The sequence below is a fragment of the Massilia sp. LXY-6 genome (genome assembly GCF_051233485.1).
Classification (GTDB): Bacteria; Pseudomonadota; Gammaproteobacteria; order Burkholderiales; family Burkholderiaceae_D; genus Telluria.
On record NZ_JBKFGF010000011.1, the window covers coordinates 79544 to 101285 of the forward strand.

General features: G+C 63.4%; 21 protein-coding genes and 2 pseudogenes. 16 read left to right on the forward strand and 7 right to left on the reverse strand.

Annotated elements, in window-relative coordinates; genetic code table 11:
• Positions 1–10: 10 nt before the first annotated feature.
• Complete coding sequence (locus tag ACI48D_RS06240) at positions 11–2098, reverse strand: protein kinase domain-containing protein (protein WP_435570354.1); 2088 nt, start codon at positions 2096–2098, stop codon at positions 11–13.
• A gap of 220 nt (positions 2099–2318) precedes the next feature.
• Between ACI48D_RS06240 and ACI48D_RS06245 the strand changes: the two genes are divergently transcribed.
• From ACI48D_RS06245 to ACI48D_RS06280, 8 genes are all read left to right on the forward strand, one after another.
• Complete coding sequence (locus tag ACI48D_RS06245; RefSeq protein WP_435570355.1) at positions 2319–2603, forward strand: hypothetical protein; 285 nt, start codon at positions 2319–2321, stop codon at positions 2601–2603.
• Positions 2604–2630: 27 nt separating this feature from the next.
• Positions 2631–2903, forward strand: coding sequence for a hypothetical protein (locus ACI48D_RS06250; protein WP_435570356.1), 273 nt, complete (start codon positions 2631–2633; stop codon positions 2901–2903).
• A gap of 74 nt (positions 2904–2977) precedes the next feature.
• A complete protein-coding gene (locus ACI48D_RS06255) occupies positions 2978–3172 on the forward strand; it encodes a hypothetical protein (protein WP_435570357.1) in 195 nt (64 codons plus the stop codon).
• Positions 3173–3457: 285 nt separating this feature from the next.
• Positions 3458–3724 (forward strand): hypothetical protein, encoded by a 267-nt coding sequence (locus ACI48D_RS06260; RefSeq protein WP_435570358.1) that lies wholly within the window; start codon positions 3458–3460, stop codon positions 3722–3724.
• Between the two features lie 28 nt (positions 3725–3752).
• Positions 3753–4022 carry a hypothetical protein gene (locus ACI48D_RS06265; RefSeq protein WP_435570359.1) on the forward strand — a complete coding sequence of 90 codons (270 nt, stop codon included), beginning with the start codon at positions 3753–3755 and terminating at the stop codon, positions 4020–4022.
• A gap of 39 nt (positions 4023–4061) precedes the next feature.
• Entirely contained in the window at positions 4062–4346 is a 285-nt protein-coding gene (locus ACI48D_RS06270) for a hypothetical protein (protein WP_435570360.1), read from the forward strand.
• 119 nt (positions 4347–4465) lie between these two features.
• On the forward strand, positions 4466–4753 hold the full coding sequence (locus ACI48D_RS06275) for a hypothetical protein (RefSeq protein WP_435570361.1): 288 nt from the start codon (positions 4466–4468) through the stop codon (positions 4751–4753).
• Complete coding sequence (locus ACI48D_RS06280; protein WP_435570362.1) at positions 4753–5520, forward strand: PP2C family protein-serine/threonine phosphatase; 768 nt, start codon at positions 4753–4755, stop codon at positions 5518–5520. Before ACI48D_RS06275 ends, ACI48D_RS06280 begins: the two co-directional genes overlap by 1 nt.
• A 26-nt stretch (positions 5521–5546) precedes the next feature.
• On the opposite strand, the gene ACI48D_RS06285 is transcribed toward ACI48D_RS06280, so the two are convergent.
• The 3 genes from ACI48D_RS06285 to ACI48D_RS06295 are packed head-to-tail and all read right to left on the reverse strand — an operon-like array spanning position 5547 to position 10718.
• The gene (locus tag ACI48D_RS06285; protein ID WP_435570363.1) at positions 5547–6875 is read right to left on the reverse strand and encodes a sigma-54 interaction domain-containing protein; all 1329 of its coding nucleotides are present in this window, start codon (positions 6873–6875) and stop codon (positions 5547–5549) included.
• Positions 6872–9931, reverse strand: a complete 3060-nt coding sequence (locus ACI48D_RS06290) for a peptidase domain-containing ABC transporter (RefSeq protein ID WP_435570364.1) — start codon at positions 9929–9931, stop codon at positions 6872–6874. Before ACI48D_RS06290 ends, ACI48D_RS06285 begins: the two co-directional genes overlap by 4 nt.
• A gap of 22 nt (positions 9932–9953) precedes the next feature.
• The gene (locus ACI48D_RS06295; RefSeq protein WP_435570365.1) at positions 9954–10718 is read right to left on the reverse strand and encodes a peptidylprolyl isomerase; all 765 of its coding nucleotides are present in this window, start codon (positions 10716–10718) and stop codon (positions 9954–9956) included.
• Positions 10719–10876: 158 nt separating this feature from the next.
• On the opposite strand from ACI48D_RS06295, the gene ACI48D_RS06300 reads away from it, so the two are divergent.
• Positions 10877–11380 (forward strand): DUF4440 domain-containing protein, encoded by a 504-nt coding sequence (locus ACI48D_RS06300; protein WP_435570366.1) that lies wholly within the window; start codon positions 10877–10879, stop codon positions 11378–11380.
• A gap of 15 nt (positions 11381–11395) precedes the next feature.
• Here the strand turns inward: ACI48D_RS06300 and ACI48D_RS06305 are convergent, their stop codons facing one another.
• Entirely contained in the window at positions 11396–12709 is a 1314-nt protein-coding gene (locus ACI48D_RS06305) for a M20/M25/M40 family metallo-hydrolase (protein ID WP_435570367.1), read from the reverse strand.
• Positions 12710–12922: 213 nt separating this feature from the next.
• Here ACI48D_RS06305 and ACI48D_RS06310 point away from each other — a divergent pair.
• Positions 12923–13412: pseudogene (locus ACI48D_RS06310) on the forward strand (SgcJ/EcaC family oxidoreductase).
• Here the strand turns inward: ACI48D_RS06310 and glmS are convergent.
• Entirely contained in the window at positions 13413–15242 is a 1830-nt protein-coding gene (gene glmS / locus ACI48D_RS06315; protein WP_435570368.1) for a glutamine--fructose-6-phosphate transaminase (isomerizing), read from the reverse strand.
• 149 nt (positions 15243–15391) lie between these two features.
• Here glmS and ACI48D_RS06320 point away from each other — a divergent pair, with 149 nt between their 5' ends.
• Positions 15392–15865 (forward strand): Lrp/AsnC family transcriptional regulator, encoded by a 474-nt coding sequence (locus tag ACI48D_RS06320; RefSeq protein ID WP_435570369.1) that lies wholly within the window; start codon positions 15392–15394, stop codon positions 15863–15865.
• 446 nt (positions 15866–16311) lie between these two features.
• On the opposite strand, the gene glmU is transcribed toward ACI48D_RS06320, so the two are convergent.
• Positions 16312–17685: a bifunctional UDP-N-acetylglucosamine diphosphorylase/glucosamine-1-phosphate N-acetyltransferase GlmU gene (glmU, locus tag ACI48D_RS06325; protein WP_435570370.1), complete on the reverse strand. Its 1374-nt coding sequence runs from the start codon at positions 17683–17685 to the stop codon at positions 16312–16314.
• 36 nt (positions 17686–17721) lie between these two features.
• Between glmU and ACI48D_RS06330 the strand changes: the two genes are divergently transcribed.
• From ACI48D_RS06330 to ACI48D_RS06350, 5 genes and pseudogenes are all read left to right on the forward strand, one after another.
• A complete protein-coding gene (locus tag ACI48D_RS06330; protein ID WP_435570371.1) occupies positions 17722–18618 on the forward strand; it encodes a DUF6279 family lipoprotein in 897 nt (298 codons plus the stop codon).
• Positions 18619–18632: 14 nt separating this feature from the next.
• A complete protein-coding gene (rsmD, locus tag ACI48D_RS06335; protein WP_435570372.1) occupies positions 18633–19271 on the forward strand; it encodes a 16S rRNA (guanine(966)-N(2))-methyltransferase RsmD in 639 nt (212 codons plus the stop codon).
• Positions 19272–19361: 90 nt separating this feature from the next.
• Positions 19362–19862, forward strand: coding sequence for a pantetheine-phosphate adenylyltransferase (gene coaD / locus ACI48D_RS06340; RefSeq protein ID WP_230025540.1), 501 nt, complete (start codon positions 19362–19364; stop codon positions 19860–19862).
• 23 nt (positions 19863–19885) lie between these two features.
• Positions 19886–20146 carry a YfhL family 4Fe-4S dicluster ferredoxin gene (locus tag ACI48D_RS06345; RefSeq protein WP_435570373.1) on the forward strand — a complete coding sequence of 87 codons (261 nt, stop codon included), beginning with the start codon at positions 19886–19888 and terminating at the stop codon, positions 20144–20146.
• A gap of 322 nt (positions 20147–20468) precedes the next feature.
• Positions 20469–21736, forward strand: a pseudogene (locus ACI48D_RS06350) (methyl-accepting chemotaxis protein).
• Positions 21737–21742 lie beyond the last annotated feature (6 nt).

Here is a 21742-nt window from a genome sequence, read left to right on the forward strand (position 1 = left end):
AAGCTGGTTCCTAGCGTTTGGCGTGCGTGGTGATCTGCAAAAAATCGACGCCGACCGCGCCCGCGCCGTGCGACTTGCCGATCCGCGCCAGCCGCTCGTCCAGCGCGTTCAGGTAGGCCGGCCCGGCTTCCGGGTTCGGCCGCACGCCGTCGAACAAGGGTACCGGGGTGGCCAGCAACACCAGCATTTCGGTACCGAAGGGTGCGCCGATCATCCAGTTGCCCAGGTTGCCGATGGTGGCCGTGTAGCGCGGCGGCGCCAGGGTTTCGCGCTCCACCGCGTTGGGCAACAGGTGCACGACGGTCCCGCCGAGCACGAAGTAATCGACCGCCACATAGGACTGGTAGTTGGGGGTGCTCACGTCGACCATCAGCGTATCTCCCTCCTTCAGGTCGGTGCCGTTGCGGCCGCCGCTGCCCGGGTTCAGGTGGATCGACGCGCCGGCCACGCCCGAGGCCATGCGATGGGCTACCCAGTAGCGGCCGAGCACGCGCATCAGCCCGCACTTGTCGTCGCCGACCTCGTGCAGCGCCAGGTCGACCCGGCTGACGCCAGGCAGCGCCGTCAGCACGGTCTTCAGGCGCGCCTGCCCGACGCTGCGCGCCAGGTAACCCTGCACGCGCACTGCATGTCCATCGATCGCGGGGACGAGCGCGGAACACGGCAACTGCGCCAGGGCGGTGGAGACGGCCGCCAGGCTCGGGGCAGCCGGCACGGCAGGCCGGGACCGGGCGGCAGGCTGCGGCGGCGCCTGGGCCTGAGGCGGCGCGCTTGCCGTGCCCGCGGCGGCGGGCGAGCCGGACGGCCCCGGCGCAGCCTGCTCGTCCGCGCGCCGCAGGAAGGGCAGGCGCAGCGTCACCAGCACCAAAACCATGGTGGCCGCCGCCGCAAGGCCGGCGCCGAGCAGGACCCGCGGCTGGCGCCATCCGTTCTGCGCGCCGATCTCCTGCAGGAACCGGTTGACGGTGGGGGTGCGAGCCTCGCGCTGGAACGCCAGCGCGCAGCGCAGCGCGCGCCACTGGGCGTGGCCGAGGCCGGGCGGACGCTGCGGGCGCAGGCCGGCGTCGCGCGCCTGGGTGGCGGACAGGCGGTTGAACGGGTGGCGGCCGGTCAGCAGCTCATAGGTGATGCAGCCGAGTGCGTAGATGTCGTCGCGCGGATCGGGCTCGCGGTTTTCCAGCATCTCGGGGCTGGCGTAGGCCGGCGTCAGGGCGCCCAGGCTGCCGGGGTCGAAGACCGTCACATCGGGCGCTTCCTCGGCCTTCTGGAACACCCGCGCGATGCCGAAGTCGATCACCTTGACGCCGCCGGTGTCGGTCAGGATCACATTGGCCGGCTTGAAGTCGCAGTGGACGAAGCCACGCTCGTGCGCGTACGCGAGCGCCATGCCCATGCCGCGCACGATCTTCATGGCCTCGTCGAACGGCAGGGCGCGGAAGTCCGGCGCGCGCAGCAACTGGCCGAGCGACTTGCCGGACAAGTATTCCATCGTCACGTAGACCATCGCGCCGTCACGGTCGAAGTCGTACACCGACACGATGTTCTCGTGCGCCAGGGCCTGCGCCTTGCGCGCTTCGCGCTGCAGGGCGATCAGCGACTTCGGGTGACCCTGGAACTGCACGTTCAGCACCTTGATCGCGATGTAGGGGTGACGGTCCGACGCCTCCAGCTTGCGCAGGTCGAGCGCCTTGTAGACGGTGCCCATGCCGCCGAAGCCGATGCACTCCTCGAGCACGAAGCGGCCGTTGAGCGTATCGCCGACGCCCTTCATGCGCTCGACCGGCGGATTGGCGCCGCCGCCCACGACGCCGGCCGGCTGGGTCGGCGGCAAGGGCTTGGTCTGGACATAGGTTTCCTCGTCGCCCACGCGCTGGCCGATGCGCTGGCGCGCTTCGATCGCATGGGCGATGCGGCGCTCGATCTCGCCATAGACCTCGGCCGGCAGCGGGGAGCGGTGATGCGCCTCGTTGAGCATGTTCAGCAGGCTCGATACGCTCTCGGGCGTGCTTGCCAACAGGCGGTCGATGCGCGCGAACATCTCGGCCTGCCCGAGGGAGCCGCTCTGGTACAGGCGAAGGGTATCGGCGAGGCTTTCCATGTCCCTTCCTCTGACACTGGCGCGGGGTGCGAATTCACTGCACAGCCGCTGTGTTGTGACCGGCCAAACAGTGTGTCGAAAAGTGTTGGAACAAATCCGCCAATCGACCGCTGTTCAAGCGTGGAACCCCGGGTTTTGGGGCTGGCACGGTTCTCGCAAAGCCTAGGGTGAGCACGACGAAACCGGCTCACCAACCCAACCACTCTTGAGGAGAACCACCATGAAAACCCTGATCATCAAGGACCTGGCCGTGACCTGCGAACTGGACCGTAACGCCATGGCGCGCGTGCGCGGCGGCTACCAGATGCGGCAGCAATCCCATGGCCTGGCGCCGATGCCAAGCTACAGCCCGACCTTCGACTCGTCGATCGACGCCCGCCAGAGCCTGCAACAGATGCAGGACGTGGTGAACGCGACCGCCAACGGCTCGGCCTTCATCGACGGCGTGACCGTGCACAACAATACCGACCAGTTCGGCCAGAACAACATCGCGGTATATCGCTAAGCAAGCGGGAACCAAGGGAGAAGCAATATGTCATCCATCCAGGTACGCGACCTCGCGCATGCAAGCCGGCTCGACTGCCGTTCGATGGCAAGCGTGCGCGGCGGCAGTGCAATCGGCAGCCCAGGCATGCCGAACGTGACGGTCAACATTGCGCTCAAGCAGCAGATCGCGCAGGTCCAGGACATCGGCGTGAACGTCCTGAACAACAACGGCGTGATCGGCGCCGGTTTCGAGGGGCCCGGCATCGAGCTGAGCCCGCTGCAGTGGGCGAAGAACGAGGCCAGCCTGCCGAAGTTCTGAACCTGCCTGCCCATCCACGCCAGCCCGGCCGTCCCTGAGATGGCCGGGCTGGCATCGTCATTCAGGAGGCACACATGGCTACCATCGTTATCAAGGATCTGTCCGACAACCTCGACCTGGACCGCAAGGCGATGCAGGCGATCACGGGCGGTGCGCGGCTGCGCTCGCGGATGCGGGCCGCCGGCGTTGCACCCGTGTCCGCACCGCGGATCGTCGACTTCCATACCGGGCTTGCTTCACGGAGGGAATCCGTCAAGCCAGCAAAATAAACCGTTTATATTGTTTAAGCTTTTTATCGATGCCGTCCAGTCCGCAAGACTGGACGGCTTTTTTTCGCTTTCAAATCAGGTGTTCGTCCAAGTCCAACAGTGGGCGCATGCAGTGTTGGCCGGCTCCCACCAGCTTCCCCGGCAATGACCCGGAAACGAATCCAGACCGGCAACAAAAGCCGGATTCTAGGCCCATTCGCGGCCTGGCACGCATTCTGCTCATATCCCGGTGAGCGCAAAAACAAAGTGCTCTTCCAACCAATCACCGATTCAAGGAGAACTGACATGAAAACCCTGATCATCAAAGACCTGGCCCTGACCAAGGAACTGGGCCGCAGCGACATGGCGGCCGTGCGCGGCGGACATGGCACGAGCATGCCGTGGATGCCGGAGTACAGCCCGAAATACGACTCGTCGATCAAGGCCTCGCAAGACCTGATGCAGCTGCAGGACGTGCAGAACCTGACCGCGAACGGCTCGGCCTTCGTGTCCGGCGTCCACGTCACCAACAACACCGATCAATTCGGCCAGAACAACCTTCTGATCGCCTGACACAAACTAGCGAGCAAGGAGCACACCCATGTCATCGATCGTGATTCAAGACCTGGCCCGTTCGCGCGAACTGGACAAGCGTTCCATGTCCGCGATCCGGGGCGGCAGCGCGGGGATCGGCAACTTCGGACCGAACGTCAGCGTGAACCTGAACCTGGACCAGCGGATCGGGCAGGTGCAGGACATCAAGCTCAACGTCCTGAACAACAACGGCGTGATCGGCCCGGGCTTCGTCGGCCCCGATGTGACCCTGAACCCGCTGCAATGGGCCGCCAACAACGCCGCAATCCCGCTGTAACAGTCGACATTCCATTTTATTCATTGAAGGAGCATCATCATGAAAACCTTGACCATCAAAGACCTGGCCCGTACCCACGAACTCGACCACCACGCAATGGCTGCCGTGCGAGGCGGCCACAGCGGAGGCTATAGCGGCAGCCAGGCCCCGTGGTACCCGTCGCCCGAGCCGAAGAAGTCCGGCCCGTCGCTGGACGCGACCCAGGACCTGACCCAGCTGCAGAAGGTCGTCAACGCGACCGCCAACGGATCGGCCTTCATCGACTGCGTGGATGTGACCAACAATACCCACCAGTACGGCCAGAACAACATCCTGGTTGGCTGACCCTGGCCGGTGGAGGCCGCAGGTAATCGATACTGCGCGGCCTCCACCAACATCGTGTGAACCAATACCGCAATCGACTTGTCTTCCCACTGTCCCGAAGGCGCATCAGGAGAAGCACCATGGCCCGCATCAGGATTAACGATCTTCGCTCCGACCGCCCCCTCGACGCGCGGGCGATGGCGCGCATCCGCGGCGGCGACGGCGCGGCCTGGTGTTTTGGGTGGATCCAGCCCTACCTGCCTGCGCAATCGCGTGGCATGCAGCCGGTCATCAACTTCTACCAGATCAACAACTACGCGGACCAGCTGATCAACCAGGTCCAAATGGTCAGCGTGAACAATTCGGCGCCGAATGCGGTCCTGACCGTCGGCGTGGATGGGCGGAGCATCAACAACGGAACGATTTGATGGGCGGAGAAACGCAACTGCGCTGGACCTCGGCGGCGCGCACCGACACCGGACTGGTGCGCAGCAATAACGAGGACATGGTGCTGAACCGGCCGGAACGACGCATGTGGGCCGTGGCCGACGGCATGGGCGGACACGCCTACGGCGAAGTCGCGAGCCGCATGACGGTCGAGGCGCTGGACGCGCTGCCCGCAGGCGAGCCGCTGCAGCAGGCGGTCGCGCAGGCGCGCGTATGCCTGATCGAGGTGAACGGCGCGCTGGTAGCGGAGGCGGCCGCGCGCCAGGTTCCCGTGATCGGCACCACGCTGGTGCTGCTGCTGGCATCCGGCCGCAGCGGCGCCTGCATCTGGGCCGGCGACAGTCGTATCTACCTATGCCGCGGCGGCAGCCTGCACCAGCTTACGCGCGACCACAACCAGTTCGAGGAACTGCAGGCCAGGAACCATCTTTCGCCGGCGGAGGCGTCTGCCTGGCCGGGCGCCAACATGATCACGCGCGCACTCGGCGCCGCCACGACGGTGGAGCTGGACGAGATCCAGGTGCAGATCAGCGACGGCGACATTTTCCTGCTCTGCAGCGATGGCCTGAGCAATGCGGTCGGCCAGGACGCCATGTTCGGCGCGCTGCTAGGAGGCGACTGCGCGCAGGCGGCCGAGGCCCTGATCCAGCTGGCCCTAGCTGCGGGCGGGCGCGACAACATCTCGGTGGTGGTGGTGCGCGCGGATGATGTCGAGCCGGATCAGACGGTGCTCAATCCTTCTTTGTAAGTTAGCTTATGCGCGGGGATGACGTTCTAGGGGCGTTGCCGAAAATCCTTCGAATGCAGGCCATGCTTCTTCAGCAGGATCTGCAGGTGCGAGCGGTTCATGTCCCAGCGCCGCGCCAGCTCGGCCACCGTGCCGCCGACGTCTTTCAGGCCACGCTCCAGGCAGGCACGCTCGGCCTCGTCGCTGGCAGCGCGCTTGGCTTCGGCCAGCGAAGCCGGTGCGGCTTGAGGGGCTGCCGCAGCACCGGCTGCCGCAGCATCGGGCATCTGTTTCGGCGAGGCCGGCGTAGAAGGAGAAGGGCGGATATCTTCCGGCAGCTGCGCCAGGTCGGCGCTGTCGCCGGCCAGGCAGGACAGGCGGTAGACCAGATTGCGCAGTTCGCGGATGTTGCCGGGGTAGGCGTACTCGAGCAGGAAGCCGCGCAGCCGCGGGCTCAATCCGACCGGGGGCCGCTTCAGCACCTCGGCCGCCTCGTCGCCGTAATACGCCAGCAGCAGCGGGATCTCGTCTTTTCTCTCGCGCAGCGGCGGCAAGCTCACGTGGATCACGCTGAGGCGATAGAACAGGTCTTCGCGAAAATGGCCCAGCTCGATCAACTTGCGCAGGTTCTTATTCGTGGCGGCGACGATGCGGGCGTCGACGGCAATCGTCTCGTCCGCGCCGACGCGCTGGATCTCGTGCGACTGCAGCACGCGCAGCAGTTTGACTTGCCCCTGCAGCGGCAGCTCTCCGATCTCGTCCAGGAAGATCGTGCCCCGGTGCGCGCTCTCGAACTTGCCCTTGCGGTCGGTGGCCGCGCCGGTGAAGGCACCGCGCTTATGGCCGAACAGTTCCGATTCGATCAGGCTCTCGGGAATCGCACCGCAGTTGACGGAAATATACGGTTTATCGGCGCGCGCGCCATTGGCGTGGACCACCTTGGCCATCAATTCCTTGCCCGTTCCGCTTTCTCCGTCGATCAGCACCGGCAGGTCGGTGGGCGCCGCCTTTTCCGCGATCTCGAGCGCGTCGAGCAGGCGCGGGTTGTCGCCGAAGGTGCCTTCGAACACGAAGCTGCGCGCCATCAGGGCTTGCCTGCGTTCGCCCGGTGTCTGCGGCGGCTGTGGCGGCCGGGGTGCCTGCACCGGCCGGTCCGCGCCCTGGTTGCCGAGCGCCTGTACGAAACGTTCCGTGTGCGACAGCTGCATCACCTCGTCGCGCACGGCATTGGCCTGGCGCAGCAGCTTTTCGATCTCGGGCCGGTCGAGGCTGTTCGCCCAGCGCAAGGTCGAGCGCAGGATTTCGAGCCGTTCCAGCAGGCCGGCATACGACATCGACGAGCCGCGCGGAGCGAGATCCTGGTTGAACAGTTTCATGCCGCCGCCAACTGTTTTTGGACTAACTCGTAATACATGCCGCGCCGCGCCAGCAGTTCCTCGTGTCGGCCCTGCTCGGCGATATGGCCTTCGTACAGCACCACGATTTTATCCGCCCGCATGATCGTGCTGAGCCGGTGGGCGATGATCACGGCCGTGCGCCCGGCCAGGATGTCGTGCATGTTGGCGATGATATTGCTTTCCGACTGGGTATCGAGGGCCGAGGTGGCTTCGTCGAACACCAGCAGGCGCGGATCGTGGTACAGGGCGCGCGCGATGCACAGGCGCTGCACCTGGCCGCCCGAGAGGCCGACGCCGCGCTCGCCCACCACCTGTTCGTAGCCCAGCGGCATCTTGCTGATGAAGGCGTGCGCATCCGCCATCTTGGCGACCTGCTCGATACGTCTCCGGTCAGGGCTCTCGTCGCCGCTGGCGATGTTCTCGGCGATGGTGCCGGAAAACAGCAGATTGCTCTGCATGACGTAGCCGACCTGGGCGCGGTAATACGCCTTGTCGATCGTGGCCATGTCGTAGCCGTCGACCAGGATCTTGCCGTCCGTGGGCGCATAAAAGCCGACCAGCAGCTTGGCCAGCGTGGTTTTGCCGGAGCCGCTGCGGCCGACGATGGCGATCAGCTCGCCGCGCCGGATGTCGACGCTGATGTTTTCGAGCACATAGGACGTGTCGTCGCCGCCGTAGCGGAAATACACGTTCTCGAGTTTCAGATCACCCTGCAGGTCGGGCAGCACCACCCGGCTGGCGGCTTCGCTCGGCTTCTGTTCCGGCTCGATGTCGAGCACGTCGCCCAGTCTCTCCATCGCCACCCCGGCGTCGGCCAGCCGGCTCCACAGGGCCACCAAGCCCATCAAGGGCGCGAGGACGCTGCCCATCAGGGCATTGAAGGCGATCAGCTGGCCGATCGTCAGTTCATGGTCGAGCACCAGGCCGGCGCCGGCCCACAGGATCGCAATCGTGGTGCCGGCATTCAGCAGCTGGCTGGCGAGGCCCACCAGGATGTTGAACTGCTGGGCGCGGTACTGGGTGTCGAGCGCCTTGACGTATTTCTTTTCCCACTTCAGGCGTACCGGACGCTCGCTGCCCATGCCCTTGATGGTTTCGACGCCGCCGAGCGCCTCCATCAGGAAGGCGTGGGCGTCGGTCGAGGCGTTGAACACCTCGCGCGCATACTGCTTGATGTGCGGGGTAGTCAACATCGTGAGCGCCGTGATCGGGATGATGAAGGCGATCAGGATCAAGGTCAGCTTGACGTTGTAGACAAACAGGATGCTGAAGTAAATAAAGACCATCAGCAGGTTCAGCATCGTGGTGACGGTGGACTCCGTCAAAAACGCGCGGATGGTCTGGTTTTCCTGGAAGCGCGCGATGATGTCGCCGGTCTTTCGCTTGGCAAAGAAAGAGAAGGGCAGCGACATCGTGTGCTTGAAAAAGCCCGCCATCATCGAGAAGTCGAGGTTGCGCACCATGTAGTTGGCCAGGTAGGCGCGCACGGTCGCCATCAGCTGCGAGAACAGGTTGGCGATGACCAGCCCGGCGATCAATACGTGCAGCAGGCTGAGGTTCTGGTGCACGACCACGCCGTCGAGGATGTTCTGGATGATCAGGGGCGGCACGATGCCGAGCATCTGGATCACGAAAGTGGCCAGGAACAGGTGCAATAGAATCGTCCTGTAGGGCCGCAGGTAGGCGACGAAGCGCAGCCACGGCGAGCGCTCGACGGCCGCTTGCGCCATATCCTGGCCCGGCGTGAAGACGAGACAAGTGCCGCTCCAGCCGCGCTCGAATTCCTCGACCGAGAGTTTGCGGAAGCCCAGCGCCGGGTCGGCCATCCAGACCTGGCGCGGCGAGATGCCATACACGATCACGTAGTGGTAGCCCTCCCAGTGCACGATGAAAGGCAGCTCGAAGCCCTGCAGCGCGTCGAAGGTGCACTGCACCCCGCGGCTTGAGAAGCCGAGGGTCTCGCCGGCGCGCGCCAGGCTGTCCAGGGTCGCGCCCTGGGTAGTGACGTTGGCCAGTTCGCGCAGTTTTCCCAGGGTGACTTGCAGGCCGTGGTGGCGGCACAGCATGGCCAGGCAGGCCGCGCCGCAGTCCATCTCCTCGGCCTGTTCCACCAGCGCGAAGCGGCGGATCACGTGTTCGCCGAACTCCGGCTTCGATTCGAGGTCCAGGCGCAGCGGGCGCTTGCGCCGTTCGGCCAGCTTCTTTTGCCGCTCCAGCTCGCGCTCCATGAACCGGATGCGGTCTTCCAGCGCCTCGCGCAGGCCGGCATTGCGCTCGAGAATGGCGTGCGCGGTCTTCTCGGGAATCACGAGCAGGGTGGCGGGCGTCACCGCCACCGCCGACGCCATCTGCTCCTGGCGCATCAGGCAGGCTTTCTCGCCGAAGGTCTCGCCGGCCTGCAGCGTGGCCAGGGTATAGTCGTCGGCGCCGTCATGGTAGCTGAGGCGGACCTGGCCCTGGCGCAGCACGTACAGGCGGCGGTCGTCGCGCCCATCCTGCTTGAGGATCTCCTTGCCGGCGGCGACGCGCTTGACGCCGACGCTGCGCACGAACTCTTCCAGCTCTTCCTTGCCGACCTTGCCGCGCAGGTCGAACAGGCGCGCCACCAGGCCGCCGGCCGAGCTGATCGCGACATAGCTGGTGACGAAGTCGCGCGCCACCTGGTTGCGCGCCAGGACCGGTTCGATCGCCGTGCGCGGGATGAACCACAATTCCGTCTTGAGCGAGGCGCGCGCCGACAGTTCGTGGTGGACCTCGCGCAGCATGGCGATGTCGCCGATGACTTCGCCGGCCTTGCGCACGCCGATGCTGACTTCCTTGCCGTGCTCGTCGGAGAACACGCGCACCGAACCCGACTTGACCACATACAGGCCCTCGGCCGGCTCGCCGGCCTTGCAGACCGTGTCACCGAAGGCATAGTGGCGCACCTGGATCGCTTCCGCCAGCTGTTCCAGTTCCTCGTCGGAGAAGGGAGACAGGATGTCGACCGATGACAGGAATCCGGCGGGAGACTGGGCCTTGGACTGGGTTTCCATACCTGGCTGCCGGGCTCAGCACTTACCGCGCCGGGCACGCTTCGATCACGTGCTCCTGGGCGCGCGCCATCAGCCATTCCTCGCGCAGCAGGCGGCGGATCTCGGCGGCGGTGTCGGCATCGAGGGCGGCCGGGTGCCTGGCGTTGACGCAAAAGATTTCGTAGAACGCGCCCTCGGGAGAAGGGAAAGGCCCGAGCAATTCGCCTTCGCGCGCATTGAACACGCGCGCCTCGATGTCGCCCTTGAGCGAGCCGCGCAGCACCTTGCCGATCACGCCGCCCTGCCCTCGGGTATCAGTGTCGATCGAGTGTTCGCGCGCCATCCCGGCAAACGCTTCCGGCTCTTCCTGCAGCACCGACATCATCTCGCGGGCAGGCCCTTCGCCATCCAGCACGATGTGGCTGACCTCGACGCTGTCGAAGCGCGGCGAATTGAGCGAAAAGTACTGCGCGACGGCCGCTTCGCTGCAGACCTGTTCCATCATTTTTTCCTGGTACAGGCTGTCGACGATCCATTCCTCGAATTCGTCCAGGGAGACGCCGAGCGCGTCGAGGTAATGGTTGGTGTCGGCGGCGCGGTGCAGGCCGAGCGCGCGGCGGAATTCGTCGGCGCGCTCCTGGATCTGCTCGGGTTTCAGCTGTAAGCCAGCTTGTCTGGCGGCGCGTGCGCTCAGGCGGTCGCGCACCATCTGCTCGACCAGTCCTTCGAATTGCCCGCTCAGTTTCAGCGTACGGATGAAATCGTCGGTGGTGATGACTTCGTCGTCGATGCGCACGATCCCCGCCATGGTTGTGCTCCTGCCGCCGGGTGGTGTTCGGGGCAGGAGTTAGAGCGTGCGTCCTGGCTGAAGGTTCGGGCGGCGTAGTCTGCGGCGCTTATGCCACACAAGGCCAAATGAGCTTTCATCAGCGACGCACCGTGCTAAGCTGGCTAAATGGTCCCTGAATGTATCGTCATGAAAGGAGATCCACCGTGAAGCTACTCACCGCAGTGGCTGCCCTCGCGCTGGCCGGCTGTGCCACACACCAAGGTCCCGCCGACAATGCGCAGGTACCGAGCACGGAAAAGTGCGCACGGACATCCGAACGCGAGATCGCGGCCCTGTTCGATCGCTGGAATGCCTCACTGCAGACCGGCGATCCGTACCAGGTGGTCGCCAACTACGCGGAAAAATCGATCCTGTTGCCGACGGTGTCCAACAAGCCGCGCCTGACGCCGGCGGAAAAGAACGATTACTTTCAGGAATTTCTGAAAAAGCGCCCGTCGGGAAAGATCGATATGCGCTTCGTCGAGATCGGGTGTAATTCGGCCGTCGACGCGGGGCTGTATACCTTCACCTTTGCCCAGACGGGCGAGGTGGTGCAGGCCCGCTATACCTATACCTACCGGTGGGACGGGTCGAAGTGGCTCATTACGAGCCACCATTCGTCGGCGATGCCGGAGAAATAAGCGAACGGGACCGATTTACTTGCCGTCCAGCTCCATTCCGGTCGTCGCCAGGATGATCGACAGGGCAGTCGACATCGCCTTCACCATCGGCGCCTTCTCGACATCGATCCACTCGTCCAGCGAGTGCGCGCGGCCGAATTTGTCGGGGGCCATGCGGCCGATGGTGATGGCGGGGATGCCCAGGCTCATCGGCATGTTCGAATCCGTCGAGCTCCACCCGTAGCTCACTTTGTAGCCGGCCGCCTCGATTGCGGTCTTTGCTACCTGCACCAGCGGCGAGGCCGCGTCGGTATGACCGGCCGGGCGGTCGCCGATCAGCTTGGCGTCGACGGTGATCTTGCCCTCCTTGGTCGAGCGCGCGAGGTTTTCGCCATCGGCCGCTTCCTGGACGATCTTCAGCAGGCGGTCCTCGACCTTCTTGAGTTCAGGAAGGGACTCGGAGCGCATGTCCACCTCCATCCAGCCGGAAAGCGGAATCGAGTTGACCGAGGTGCCGCCGCCGATCAGGCCGACGCTGTACGTGGTCTTGGGCGAGGCCGGGACCGGGGTCCGCGAGAACTCGGCCATGGCGTGGCCCAGTGCGAACATCGGGTTGACCAGTCCGAATGCTTTAAAACTGTGTCCGCCCGGCCCCTTGAAGGTGACGCGGTAGCGCTTGGAGCCGACGCCGCCATTGGTGATCGTGTCCACGCCGCCCGATTCGACCGAGAAGAAGGTCTTGATCTTGTCCTTGTACTGGCCCTTGGTGAACAGGTGGCGCACGCCGCGCAGGTTGCCCGGGCCTTCCTCGCCGACCGTGCCGACGAACAGGATGTCGTCATGCGTCTTGATGTGCGCCGCGTCCATCGCGCGCATGAAGCCCAGCAGCACGGACAGGCTCATCGTGTCGTCGCCGATACCCGGCGCCAACAGTTTGCTGCCCTGGCGCTTGACCTTCACGTCCGTGCCGGCCGGGAACACGGTATCCAGATGGGCCGAGACCACGACGAACTTGCCGTCGCTTTTGGTGCCCTTGCGGATGCCCAGCACATTGCCTTCCTCGTCGATCTGGACACCTTGTAATCCGGCCGCCTTGAACATCGCTTCGTAGGCCTTGGCGCGCGCTTCTTCCTTCAGCGGCGGGGAGGGGATCTCGGCGAGCTTGATGCCGTCGTCGACGATGCGTTCATGCTCCTTGTCCAGCGTCGCCGCAGCCGTCTTGAATGCCGGGCTGGCCAGCAAACGCTCGACGTCCGCGCTGCGGCCGGAAGGTGCGGCGCTGGCGCACAGGGTGGTGAATGCGGCACCGAGTGCAAGCGCCAGGGTGGAAAGACGTGCTGCGAACTGCATGGATGATCCCCGTCTGATGTTGCGTTTATGAAAGAGAACAATCCTAGCATAGGTCGGCTGATTCTTGCATTACAGGCAACTGCTTAAGACCATCCGCAGCATTCACGCCACACAAGTTCAAGCGCGCCATCATCGACCGCGCACGGTTTTATGCTGGTCCAGCGTATTGATGAGTGATCCCTGATCTGTGAAACCCATGCAAGGAGATCCGCCATGAAACTGCTGCCCCTGATTGCAGCCCTCGCGCTGGCCGGCTGCGCCTCGCAGCCGGAGAATCCCGGAAAGAAATACACCCATGTGCCGCGCACGGAAAAGTGCAAGCCGACGTCGGAAAAGAAGATCGCGGCCTTGTTCGACCGTTGGAATGAATCACTGGAGACGGGCGACCCGCACAAGGTCGTGGCCAACTATACGGAGGACGCGATTCTCCTGCCCGCGGTGTCGGATCAGCCCAGGCTGACGCCGGCGGAAAGAGAGGAGTATTTTCGAGCATTTCCTGCTCAATGAACCGTCCGGCAAGATCGACCTCCGCCGCATCTACCTCGGGTGCAACGTCGCCGTCGATGCCGGACTGTACACGTTCACCTTTGGCAGGACAGGGCAGGTGGTTCCCGCCCGTTATAGCTTCAGCTACCGATGGGATGGGGAGCAATGGCTCATTACGAGCCATCACTCGTCGGCGTTGCCGGAAAAGGAAGACTGATTACTCCACCGTCACCGACTTCGCCAGGTTGCGTGGCTTGTCGACGTCGGTACCGCGCGCCAGCGCCGTGTGGTACGCCAGCAGCTGCAGCGCCGCTACGTGCAGGATCGGCGACAGCAGGCCGTAGTGTTCCGGCAGGCGGATCACGTGCAGGCCGTCGCCCGAGGTGATCTGGGTGTCGACGTCGGCGAACACGTACAGCTGGCCGCCGCGGGCACGCACTTCCTGCATGTTCGACTTCAGCTTTTCCAGCAGGGCATCGTTCGGCGCGATCGTTACCACCGGCATTTCTTCGGTCACCAGCGCCAACGGACCGTGCTTCAGCTCGCCTGCCGGGTAGGCTTCGGCGTGGATGTACGAGATTTCCTTCAGCTTCAGCGCGCCTTCCAGGGCGATCGGATAGTGGATGCCGCGGCCCAGGAACAGGGCGTTTTCCTTGCGTGCGAATTCCTCGGCCCAGGCGATGACCTGCGGTTCGAGCGCCAGCACCGAGCTCAGCGCGACCGGCAGGTGGCGCATCTGCTTCAGGTAAGTCGCTTCTTCCTCGTCGCTCAGGCGGCCATTCACTTGTGCCAGCGTCAGGGTCAACAGGAACAGCGCGGCCAGCTGGGTGGTAAAGGCCTTGGTCGAGGCCACGCCAACTTCCACACCGGCACGGGTGATGTAGGCCAGCTTGCACTCACGCACCATGGCGCTGTGGGCGACGTTGCAGATGGTCAGCGTGTTGGTCATGCCCAGGCTACGCGCGTGCTTCAGCGCGGCCAGGGTGTCGGCGGTTTCGCCGGATTGCGAAATGGTGACGACCAAGGTCTGCGGATGCGGGACGCTGTCCCGATAGCGGTATTCACTGGCGATCTCGACGTTCACCGGCAGCTTGGCCACCGATTCGATCCAGTACTTGGCGGTGAGACCCGCGTAATAGCTGGTGCCGCAGGCCAGGATCAGCACGCGGTCGATTTCCTTGAACACGCGGAAAGCCTGGTCGCCGAACAGTTCCGGCATGATGCCGGTGACGCCCTCCAAGGTATCGCCGACCACGCGCGGCTGCTCGAAGATTTCCTTCTGCATGTAGTGGCGGTATGGGCCCAGCTCGGCGGCGCCGGTGTGGGCGTGCACGGTCTTGACTTCGCGCTCGGCCGGACGGCCTTCGGCATCGACGATCCAGTAGCGGGCCAGTTGCAGGTCGACCACGTCTCCCTCTTCCAGGTAGATGATCTGGTCGGTGGTGCCTGCCAGCGCCATCGCGTCCGAGGCGACGAAGTTCTCTCCTTTACCCAGGCCGACGATCAGCGGCGAGCCCTGGCGCGCGGCCACGACGCGGTGCGGCTCTTCGCGGCAGAACACGGCGATCGCGTAGGCGCCGTGCAAGCGTTTCACGGCCTGCTGCACGGTCTCGAACAGGTCGCCGTTGTACATGTGGTCGACCAGGTGGGCGATGACTTCGGTGTCGGTCTGGCTCATGAATTTGTAGCCGAGATCGGTCAGATCGCGGCGCAGCTCGTCGTGGTTTTCGATGATGCCGTTATGGACCAGGGCGATGCGGGCGTTCTCTTCGGTCGGCGAGAAGTGCGGGTGCGCGTTCTGGGTGGCCGGGGCGCCGTGGGTGGCCCAGCGGGTGTGGGCGATGCCGGTGAAGCCCTGCAGGCCGGTTTCCTTGATCTGGGACTCGAGATCGGCCACGCGCGAGGTGCTGCGCGAACGCGACAGGCGGCCGTCGACGTGCAAGGCAACGCCGCAGGAATCGTAGCCACGGTATTCAAGGCGCTTCAGACCTTCGATCAGGATAGGGGTGATGTTGCGCTGGGCTACTGCTCCGACGATACCGCACATGATGGGCTCCAATGAAAGTTAACAATTTTCACTAATGTAGATGAGACGAAATGAAATAAGCTATCTAAATCCACCTGTTTTTGATAGATTATTTCATGATCATATCAATGTGAAATATTCTTTCAAATATCAAAGAAAACTTTATAAAAATGTCGAATGAACCCGAAATCTTGGACGATCTCGATCGTCGCATCCTGAATACCTTGCAAGTTGATGCCTCTCATACCAACGCCGAGTTGGCGGAATTGGTACATGTGTCGCAGCCGACTTGCCTGCGGCGCGTCAAACAGCTGACCGCAAATGGCGTTATCGAACGGCAAGTTGCGATCGTCTCGCCGGACAAGGTCGGTGCGCGCCTGACTGCCATCGTGGAAATTTCGCTGGACGTGCAGGCAGCCGACCGCATGCAGGAGTTCGAGCGTGCCGTCGCGGACGAGGCTGCCGTGCTGCAGTGCTACCGGGTCGCGCCCGGCCCCGACTTCGTGCTGGTGGTGCAGGTGGCTGACATGCCGGCCTACCACGCGCTGGCGCACCGCCTGTTCACCACGCACAGCAATGTGCGTAACGTGAAAGCGTATTTTTCGACCTTCCGCAGCAAGTTCGAAACCCGTATCGTGGTCTAGCAAACCCCATCACGCACAGCTTATCCACAGTGGCCTGTGAATAATGTGGATAAGCTGTTTACCTGTAAACTTTACCGCCGAACAGGTAATCCACATACTATCCACAGGCCCATGTGGATAAATTGTGACATTGCTGAATTTATGAGCAATCGGCCTTGCGGCTGGCCGCGACGGCTACTTGGCGAGCGTCGATATCCATCTCATGCACTGTGGATAACTCAGGAAGCAGGGAGGCCGCCAGCTTGCGCTGCGCTCGCCGTCATTCGATAAAACCTACGCAAAAACAAGCCTTAACAAAGAGAACAGGCCCGCCGGATGACCGTGCGGGCCTGTGGATGACTTTGTGGACAGGCGTGTGGATGAGCGGTTGGCATCCCTGTGCAAAGCCGGTGGACCAGGCTGTGCTTATGTTGTGATCTTCCTGTGGCTTTGCTGTGGACAGCGGATTACTTTTTCTTGACCGGACGGGTCCAGTTCTCGATCGTCAGCTGCTTCGGACGAGAAATGGTCAGCTTGCCGGCCGGCGCATCCTTGGTCAGCGTGGTGCCGGCCCCCAGGGTGGCGCCCTTGCCGACCCTGACCGGGGCCACCAGCTGGGTGTCGCTGCCGATGAAGGCTTCATCCTCGATCACGGTGCGGAATTTATTCGCGCCATCGTAGTTGCAGGTGATGGTGCCGGCGCCGATGTTCACGCGCGAGCCGACGTCCGCATCGCCGACATAGGCCAGGTGGTTGGCCTTGCTGTGGGCAGCGATCTTGCTGTTCTTGACTTCGACGAAGTTGCCGATGTGGACATCTTCGGCCAGTTCGGTACCCGGGCGCAGGCGCGCATAGGGGCCGATTTGCGATTTGTCGCCGACCACGGCGTCTTCCAGATGGCAGAAGGGCTTGATCTGGGCGCCGGCGCCGACCCTGGCATTCACCAGCACGCAGTTGGCGCCGATCGTCACGCCGTCGGCCAGTTCGACCCGGCCTTCGAACACGCAGCCGACATCGATCGACACGTCGCGGCCGCAGATCAGCTCGCCGCGCACGTCGATGCGGGCCGGATCGAGCAGATGCACGCCCTTTTCCAGCAGGGAATTTGCGATGTTCAGCTGATGACGGCGCTCGAGTTCGGCCAGCTGCACCTTGCTGTTCACGCCGGCGACTTCCCACTCGGCCGACGGATGCGCCGACACCACCGGCACGCCGTTGGCAACGGCCTGGGCCACGATGTCGGTCAGGTAGTACTCGCCTTGCGCATTGTTGTTCTTCAGCGCGCCCAGCCAGCCGTTCAGGTGGCGGGTCGGGATCACCATGATGCCGCTGTTGATTTCCCGGATCGCGCGCTCTTCCTCGTTGGCATCCTTCTCTTCGACGATGCGCACGATCTCGCCATTCTCGCGGATAATGCGGCCCAGGCCGAAGGGGTTGTTCTGCACCACGGTCAGGATCGCCAGCTTGTCGTTGCCGGCCGCCTCGACCAGGCGCTGCAGGCTGGCCACGGTGGTCAGCGGCACATCGCCGTACAGCACCAAAGTCGGCGCGTTTTCGTCGATCTGGGGCAGGGCCTGCATCACGGCGTGGCCGGTGCCCAGCTGCGGCTGCTGCAGGGCGGTGTCGATGACGATCCCGGCATCAACTCCCCATTCGTGAACCGCACTCGGCACCGCTGCGCCGCCGTGTCCGTAAATTACGCATAATTTAGTCGGGTTAAGGTTGCGTGCCGTGTCGATGACATGTTGCAACAGCGGCTTCCCGGCCAGTGGATGCAAGACTTTTGGCAGGGCGGATTGCATGCGCTTTCCCATGCCGGCGGCGAGGATGACTACGTTCATATAGGCCGTTCTCAATAGAAAATGTAGTTGATTAATATGAAAAATTTTAACACGCCTCAATCCCTGTTCCAGCGCGCACGCTTGCTGTTTCTGGTCGCCTTGATGGTCGTTGTCGCAGGTTGCAGCACGATCCGCTTCACCTACAACCATGGCGACACCTTGTTGTACTGGTGGTTGAATGCATACCTCGATCTTGATAGTGATCAGTCCGACTGGGTGAAGAAAGATATCGATAACCTGTTCCAGTGGCACCGTACGACCCAGCTGCGCGATTACGCCGGCCTGTTGACCAAGATGCAGCGCCAGATGGGCGACGGCAATGTCACTCAGGATGAATTACTGTCGGACTACCGCGACATCAAGGCGCGCACCGAGCTGCTGGCCTTCAAGGCACTGCCCCAACTGGCCGACCTGGCAATGTCGATCAAGCCCGACCAGATCGGCCAGATGGAACAGAAATTTGCCAAGAATAACGACAAATTCCGCCGCGAGTTCATGAGCGGCAGCGTGGAAGACCAGCACAAGGCGCGTTTCAAGAAGGCGATGGACCAGCTCAACCTGTGGTTCGGCGGTTTCAACCACGACCAGGAAGCCCAGCTGCGCCGCGCCTCGGATGCGCGGCCGCTGGACAACGAGATCTGGCTGCAGGAACGCATGCTGCGCCAGAAGAAGATCGTGTCCCTGCTGCGCCGCGTGCACGACCAGAAGCTGAACAAGGAACAGACCATGTCGGCCGTCCACGACACGCTGCGCGAATTCTTCGACCGCATGGATGCGCCGGACCGCAAGGCCTTCTTCGACGCTTATGTGGATAACACCTCGAAGTTCATCCTGACGGCAATCAAGCTGACCACGCCGGACCAGAAGGCGCATGCGCAGAAGCGGATGCAGGGCTGGATCAACGATTTCAACGCGCTGGCCCAGGGCAAGTGATATAGTCCGCCCCCATGCAAAAGAAGTCCTCACACAAACCTTCGTTCCCCCGCCGTCCCGGCCCGCCGCAACAAGTCCGCATCATCGGCGGCGCCTGGAAGCGCACCCCGCTGCCCGTGCTCGACGCCCTCGGCCTGCGCCCGACGCCGGACCGCGTACGCGAAACCGTGTTCAATTGGATCAGGCACCAGATCGACGGCGACTGGGACAGCCTCGATTGCCTCGACCTGTTCGCCGGCAGCGGCGCCCTCGGCTTCGAAGCGGCCAGCCGCGGCGTTCGCTCCGTCACCATGATCGACAGCTTCGGACCCGTGGTGCGCCAGCTGGAGGCCATCAAGGAAAAGCTCAAGGCGGACAAGGTCAAGATCCTGCGCGCCGATGCGCTCGCGGTCGCGCGCGACCTGGCCCAACGCGGCCAGCGCTTCGACCTGATCTTCCTCGATCCGCCTTATCAACAGGATTTCCTGAGCCAGGCCCTGCCGCTGTGTGCAGGGCTGCTGAAGGAAGGCGGCCTGGTGTATGCAGAGTCGGGCGCGGCCCTGCCGTTTGCCGAAGGCGAGGAGGGTAGTACGCCCGAGTGGTTATCGCCCTGGCAGCTGGTGCGCGGCGATAAAGCCGGCATGGTTCACTTTTGCCTGCTGAAGTTGCACTAAAAAACCGCAAAACCTCCCCACAGCGAGGCGGCTGCCGAATTTTCAGGCATAATGCGCCCTTATTCAGGTGCATTCTCCATGGGAGCCGCAATGGTTGTAGCCGTTTATCCGGGAACTTTCGATCCGCTGACCCGCGGCCACGAGGATTTGGTGCGTCGCGCATCGGGTCTGTTCGACACCCTGGTCGTCGGTGTCGCCGACAGCAAGAACAAGAAACCGTTCTTTTCGCTCGACGAACGCCTGGAAATCGCCAACGAAGTACTCGGTCACTATCCGAACGTGAAGGTCGAGAGTTTTTCCGGCCTGCTCAAGGATTTCGTGCGCCAGCACGATGCGCGCGTGATCGTGCGCGGCCTGCGCGCCGTGTCCGACTTCGAGTACGAATTCCAGATGGCCGGCATGAACCGCTATCTGCTGCCCGACGTCGAGACCCTGTTCCTGACCCCGTCCGACCAGTACCAGTTCATCTCCGGCACCATCGTGCGCGAGATCGCCATGCTGGGTGGCGACGTCTCTAAATTCGTGTTCCCTTCGGTCGACCGCTGGCTGCAGAAGAAGATCGCCGCCATGGCCGCCGCACCGAAGGCCTGAACTTCAATACAGGTTGTAAAAGTATGGCCTTGCTGATTACCGACGACTGCATCAATTGCGACGTATGCGAGCCCGAGTGCCCGAACGACGCGATCTCGATGGGCGTGGAGTATTACCAGATCGACCCGCACAAGTGCACCGAATGCGTCGGCCACTTCGACGAACCCCAGTGCGTGGCACTGTGCCCGGTCGCCTGCATCCCCTTCAATCCGGAGTGGCGCGAAACCCGCGAAGAACTCCAGGCCAAATACGAAAAGCTGACCGCCGCCAAGGCGGCCGCCTGAGCTTCCGGCGGACGGCATAGTCCAATAAAGGCAGCACGGTCCTCGCGCTGCCTGTTCTTCTCCTGCACATAAAAACGCTGCCCTCGGTGGCTGCCGGTGCTCGTCCATGCGCGCGCCCCGGTGAAGTCGCTTGTGCGCACGCAGCATCGAAATAGTCCCGAATATTTAGTTATGGCAGATAACTTGATGCTATATTTATTATCAAAAAAATAGCACGCCCATACTATTTCCTTGGGCCAGGAGACAAAATGATCAGAGATATGCCAATCGCGTCAAGGAAGACATGAGCGAAGCCACGCGCAGCATGCTCAACGTGTTGATCATGAGCGATCCGGACCAGATCAAGAAAGAGCTGGCCACCACCGAAGAACGCAGCGCCAGGGCCAGCGCGGCGGTGGCGGAACTGGCCAGGCATACCAGCGACACCGGAGGCGCCGGGATCCTGAAGGCGATCGCCGTCATCCAGGACAAGTTCCTGCCGGCCCAGGCCAAGTTCGTCGGCCTGGTCAACGAGGACAAGAAGGACGAGGCCATGGTCAAGTTCATGTTCTCGCTGCGTCCCCAGCAAGCGCGCTACTTCGAACAGCTCGACCAGTTCGTCGCCTACCAGAACGCGGCCATGACCCGCGCCGGCCAGGAAGCGGCCGCCGTCACGCAGCGCACCGAAATGCTGATCGCGATACTGGCTGCCGCGGCCTGCCTGCTGTCTCTGGGAGTGGCCAGATGATGGAAGCGCTGCGCCACATGAACGACAGCCTGATCCGCATCGTCGGCGAGGTACGCACCAGCACCGAATCGATGTCGGGCGTGTCCGGCGAGATCGCCAGCGGCAACCTCGACCTCTCGGCGCGCACCGAAACCCAGGCCGGTTCGCTGGCCCGGACCTCGAGCTCGATGCGCGAACTGACCGGAACCGTGCAGCAGAACGCCGGCAATGCGCGCCAGGCGAACGTCCTGGCCGCCCAGGCGTCCGAAGTGGCGGCACGCGGCGGCTCCGTCGTGCCGCACGTGATCGCCACCATGGGATCGATCACGGATTCGTCGAAGAAGATCGTCGACATCATCGGCGTGATCGACGGGATCGCGTTCCAGACCAATATCCTGGCCCTGAATGCCGCGGTGGAAGCGGCCCGCGCGGGAGAACAGGGACGCGGCTTTGCCGTGGTGGCGTCGGAAGTGCGCAACCTGGCGCAACGTTCGGCGGCGGCGGCGAAAGAGATCAAGTTGCTGATCAGCGATTCTGTGGATAAAGTGCATGAAGGCAGCCACCTGGTCGAGCAGGCCGGGGTGACGATGGCCGAGGTGGTCGAGAGCGTGCGCCGCGTGACCGACATCATGGGAGAAATCACGGCCGCCAGCGTCGAACAGAGCGCCGGCATCGCCCAGGTCAGCCAGGCCATCGCCGAGATGGACCAGACGACGCAGCAGAATGCGGCGCTGGTCGAAGAGGCGGCCGCGGCGGCGGCGGCAATGCAGGAACAGGCGGCGCGGCTGGCGCGCGCAGTCAGCGTTTTCAAACTCGACCAGGCCGCGGCGCCCAGGCCGATCCTGCCGCAGCAACCACAACAGTTCATTACAGTTCATTCCTGAGGAGAT

Bases quoted from the DNA above. Each gene is read 5' to 3' on its own strand.
- ACI48D_RS06240 (WP_435570354.1), bottom strand. From the start codon at position 2,098: ATGGAAAGCCTCGCCGATACCCTTCGCCTGTACCAGAGCGGCTCCCTC.
- ACI48D_RS06245 (WP_435570355.1), top strand. From the start codon at position 2,319: ATGAAAACCCTGATCATCAAGGACCTGGCCGTGACCTGCGAACTGGAC.
- ACI48D_RS06250 (WP_435570356.1), top strand. From the start codon at position 2,631: ATGTCATCCATCCAGGTACGCGACCTCGCGCATGCAAGCCGGCTCGAC.
- ACI48D_RS06255 (WP_435570357.1), top strand. From the start codon at position 2,978: ATGGCTACCATCGTTATCAAGGATCTGTCCGACAACCTCGACCTGGAC.
- ACI48D_RS06260 (WP_435570358.1), top strand. From the start codon at position 3,458: ATGAAAACCCTGATCATCAAAGACCTGGCCCTGACCAAGGAACTGGGC.
- ACI48D_RS06265 (WP_435570359.1), top strand. From the start codon at position 3,753: ATGTCATCGATCGTGATTCAAGACCTGGCCCGTTCGCGCGAACTGGAC.
- ACI48D_RS06270 (WP_435570360.1), top strand. From the start codon at position 4,062: ATGAAAACCTTGACCATCAAAGACCTGGCCCGTACCCACGAACTCGAC.
- ACI48D_RS06275 (WP_435570361.1), top strand. From the start codon at position 4,466: ATGGCCCGCATCAGGATTAACGATCTTCGCTCCGACCGCCCCCTCGAC.
- ACI48D_RS06280 (WP_435570362.1), top strand. From the start codon at position 4,753: ATGGGCGGAGAAACGCAACTGCGCTGGACCTCGGCGGCGCGCACCGAC.
- ACI48D_RS06285 (WP_435570363.1), bottom strand. From the start codon at position 6,875: ATGAAACTGTTCAACCAGGATCTCGCTCCGCGCGGCTCGTCGATGTCG.
- ACI48D_RS06290 (WP_435570364.1), bottom strand. From the start codon at position 9,931: ATGGAAACCCAGTCCAAGGCCCAGTCTCCCGCCGGATTCCTGTCATCG.
- ACI48D_RS06295 (WP_435570365.1), bottom strand. From the start codon at position 10,718: ATGGCGGGGATCGTGCGCATCGACGACGAAGTCATCACCACCGACGAT.
- ACI48D_RS06300 (WP_435570366.1), top strand. From the start codon at position 10,877: ATGTATCGTCATGAAAGGAGATCCACCGTGAAGCTACTCACCGCAGTG.
- ACI48D_RS06305 (WP_435570367.1), bottom strand. From the start codon at position 12,709: ATGCAGTTCGCAGCACGTCTTTCCACCCTGGCGCTTGCACTCGGTGCC.
- glmS (WP_435570368.1), bottom strand. From the start codon at position 15,242: ATGTGCGGTATCGTCGGAGCAGTAGCCCAGCGCAACATCACCCCTATC.
- ACI48D_RS06320 (WP_435570369.1), top strand. From the start codon at position 15,392: ATGTCGAATGAACCCGAAATCTTGGACGATCTCGATCGTCGCATCCTG.
- glmU (WP_435570370.1), bottom strand. From the start codon at position 17,685: ATGAACGTAGTCATCCTCGCCGCCGGCATGGGAAAGCGCATGCAATCC.
- ACI48D_RS06330 (WP_435570371.1), top strand. From the start codon at position 17,722: ATGAAAAATTTTAACACGCCTCAATCCCTGTTCCAGCGCGCACGCTTG.
- rsmD (WP_435570372.1), top strand. From the start codon at position 18,633: ATGCAAAAGAAGTCCTCACACAAACCTTCGTTCCCCCGCCGTCCCGGC.
- coaD (WP_230025540.1), top strand. From the start codon at position 19,362: ATGGTTGTAGCCGTTTATCCGGGAACTTTCGATCCGCTGACCCGCGGC.
- ACI48D_RS06345 (WP_435570373.1), top strand. From the start codon at position 19,886: ATGGCCTTGCTGATTACCGACGACTGCATCAATTGCGACGTATGCGAG.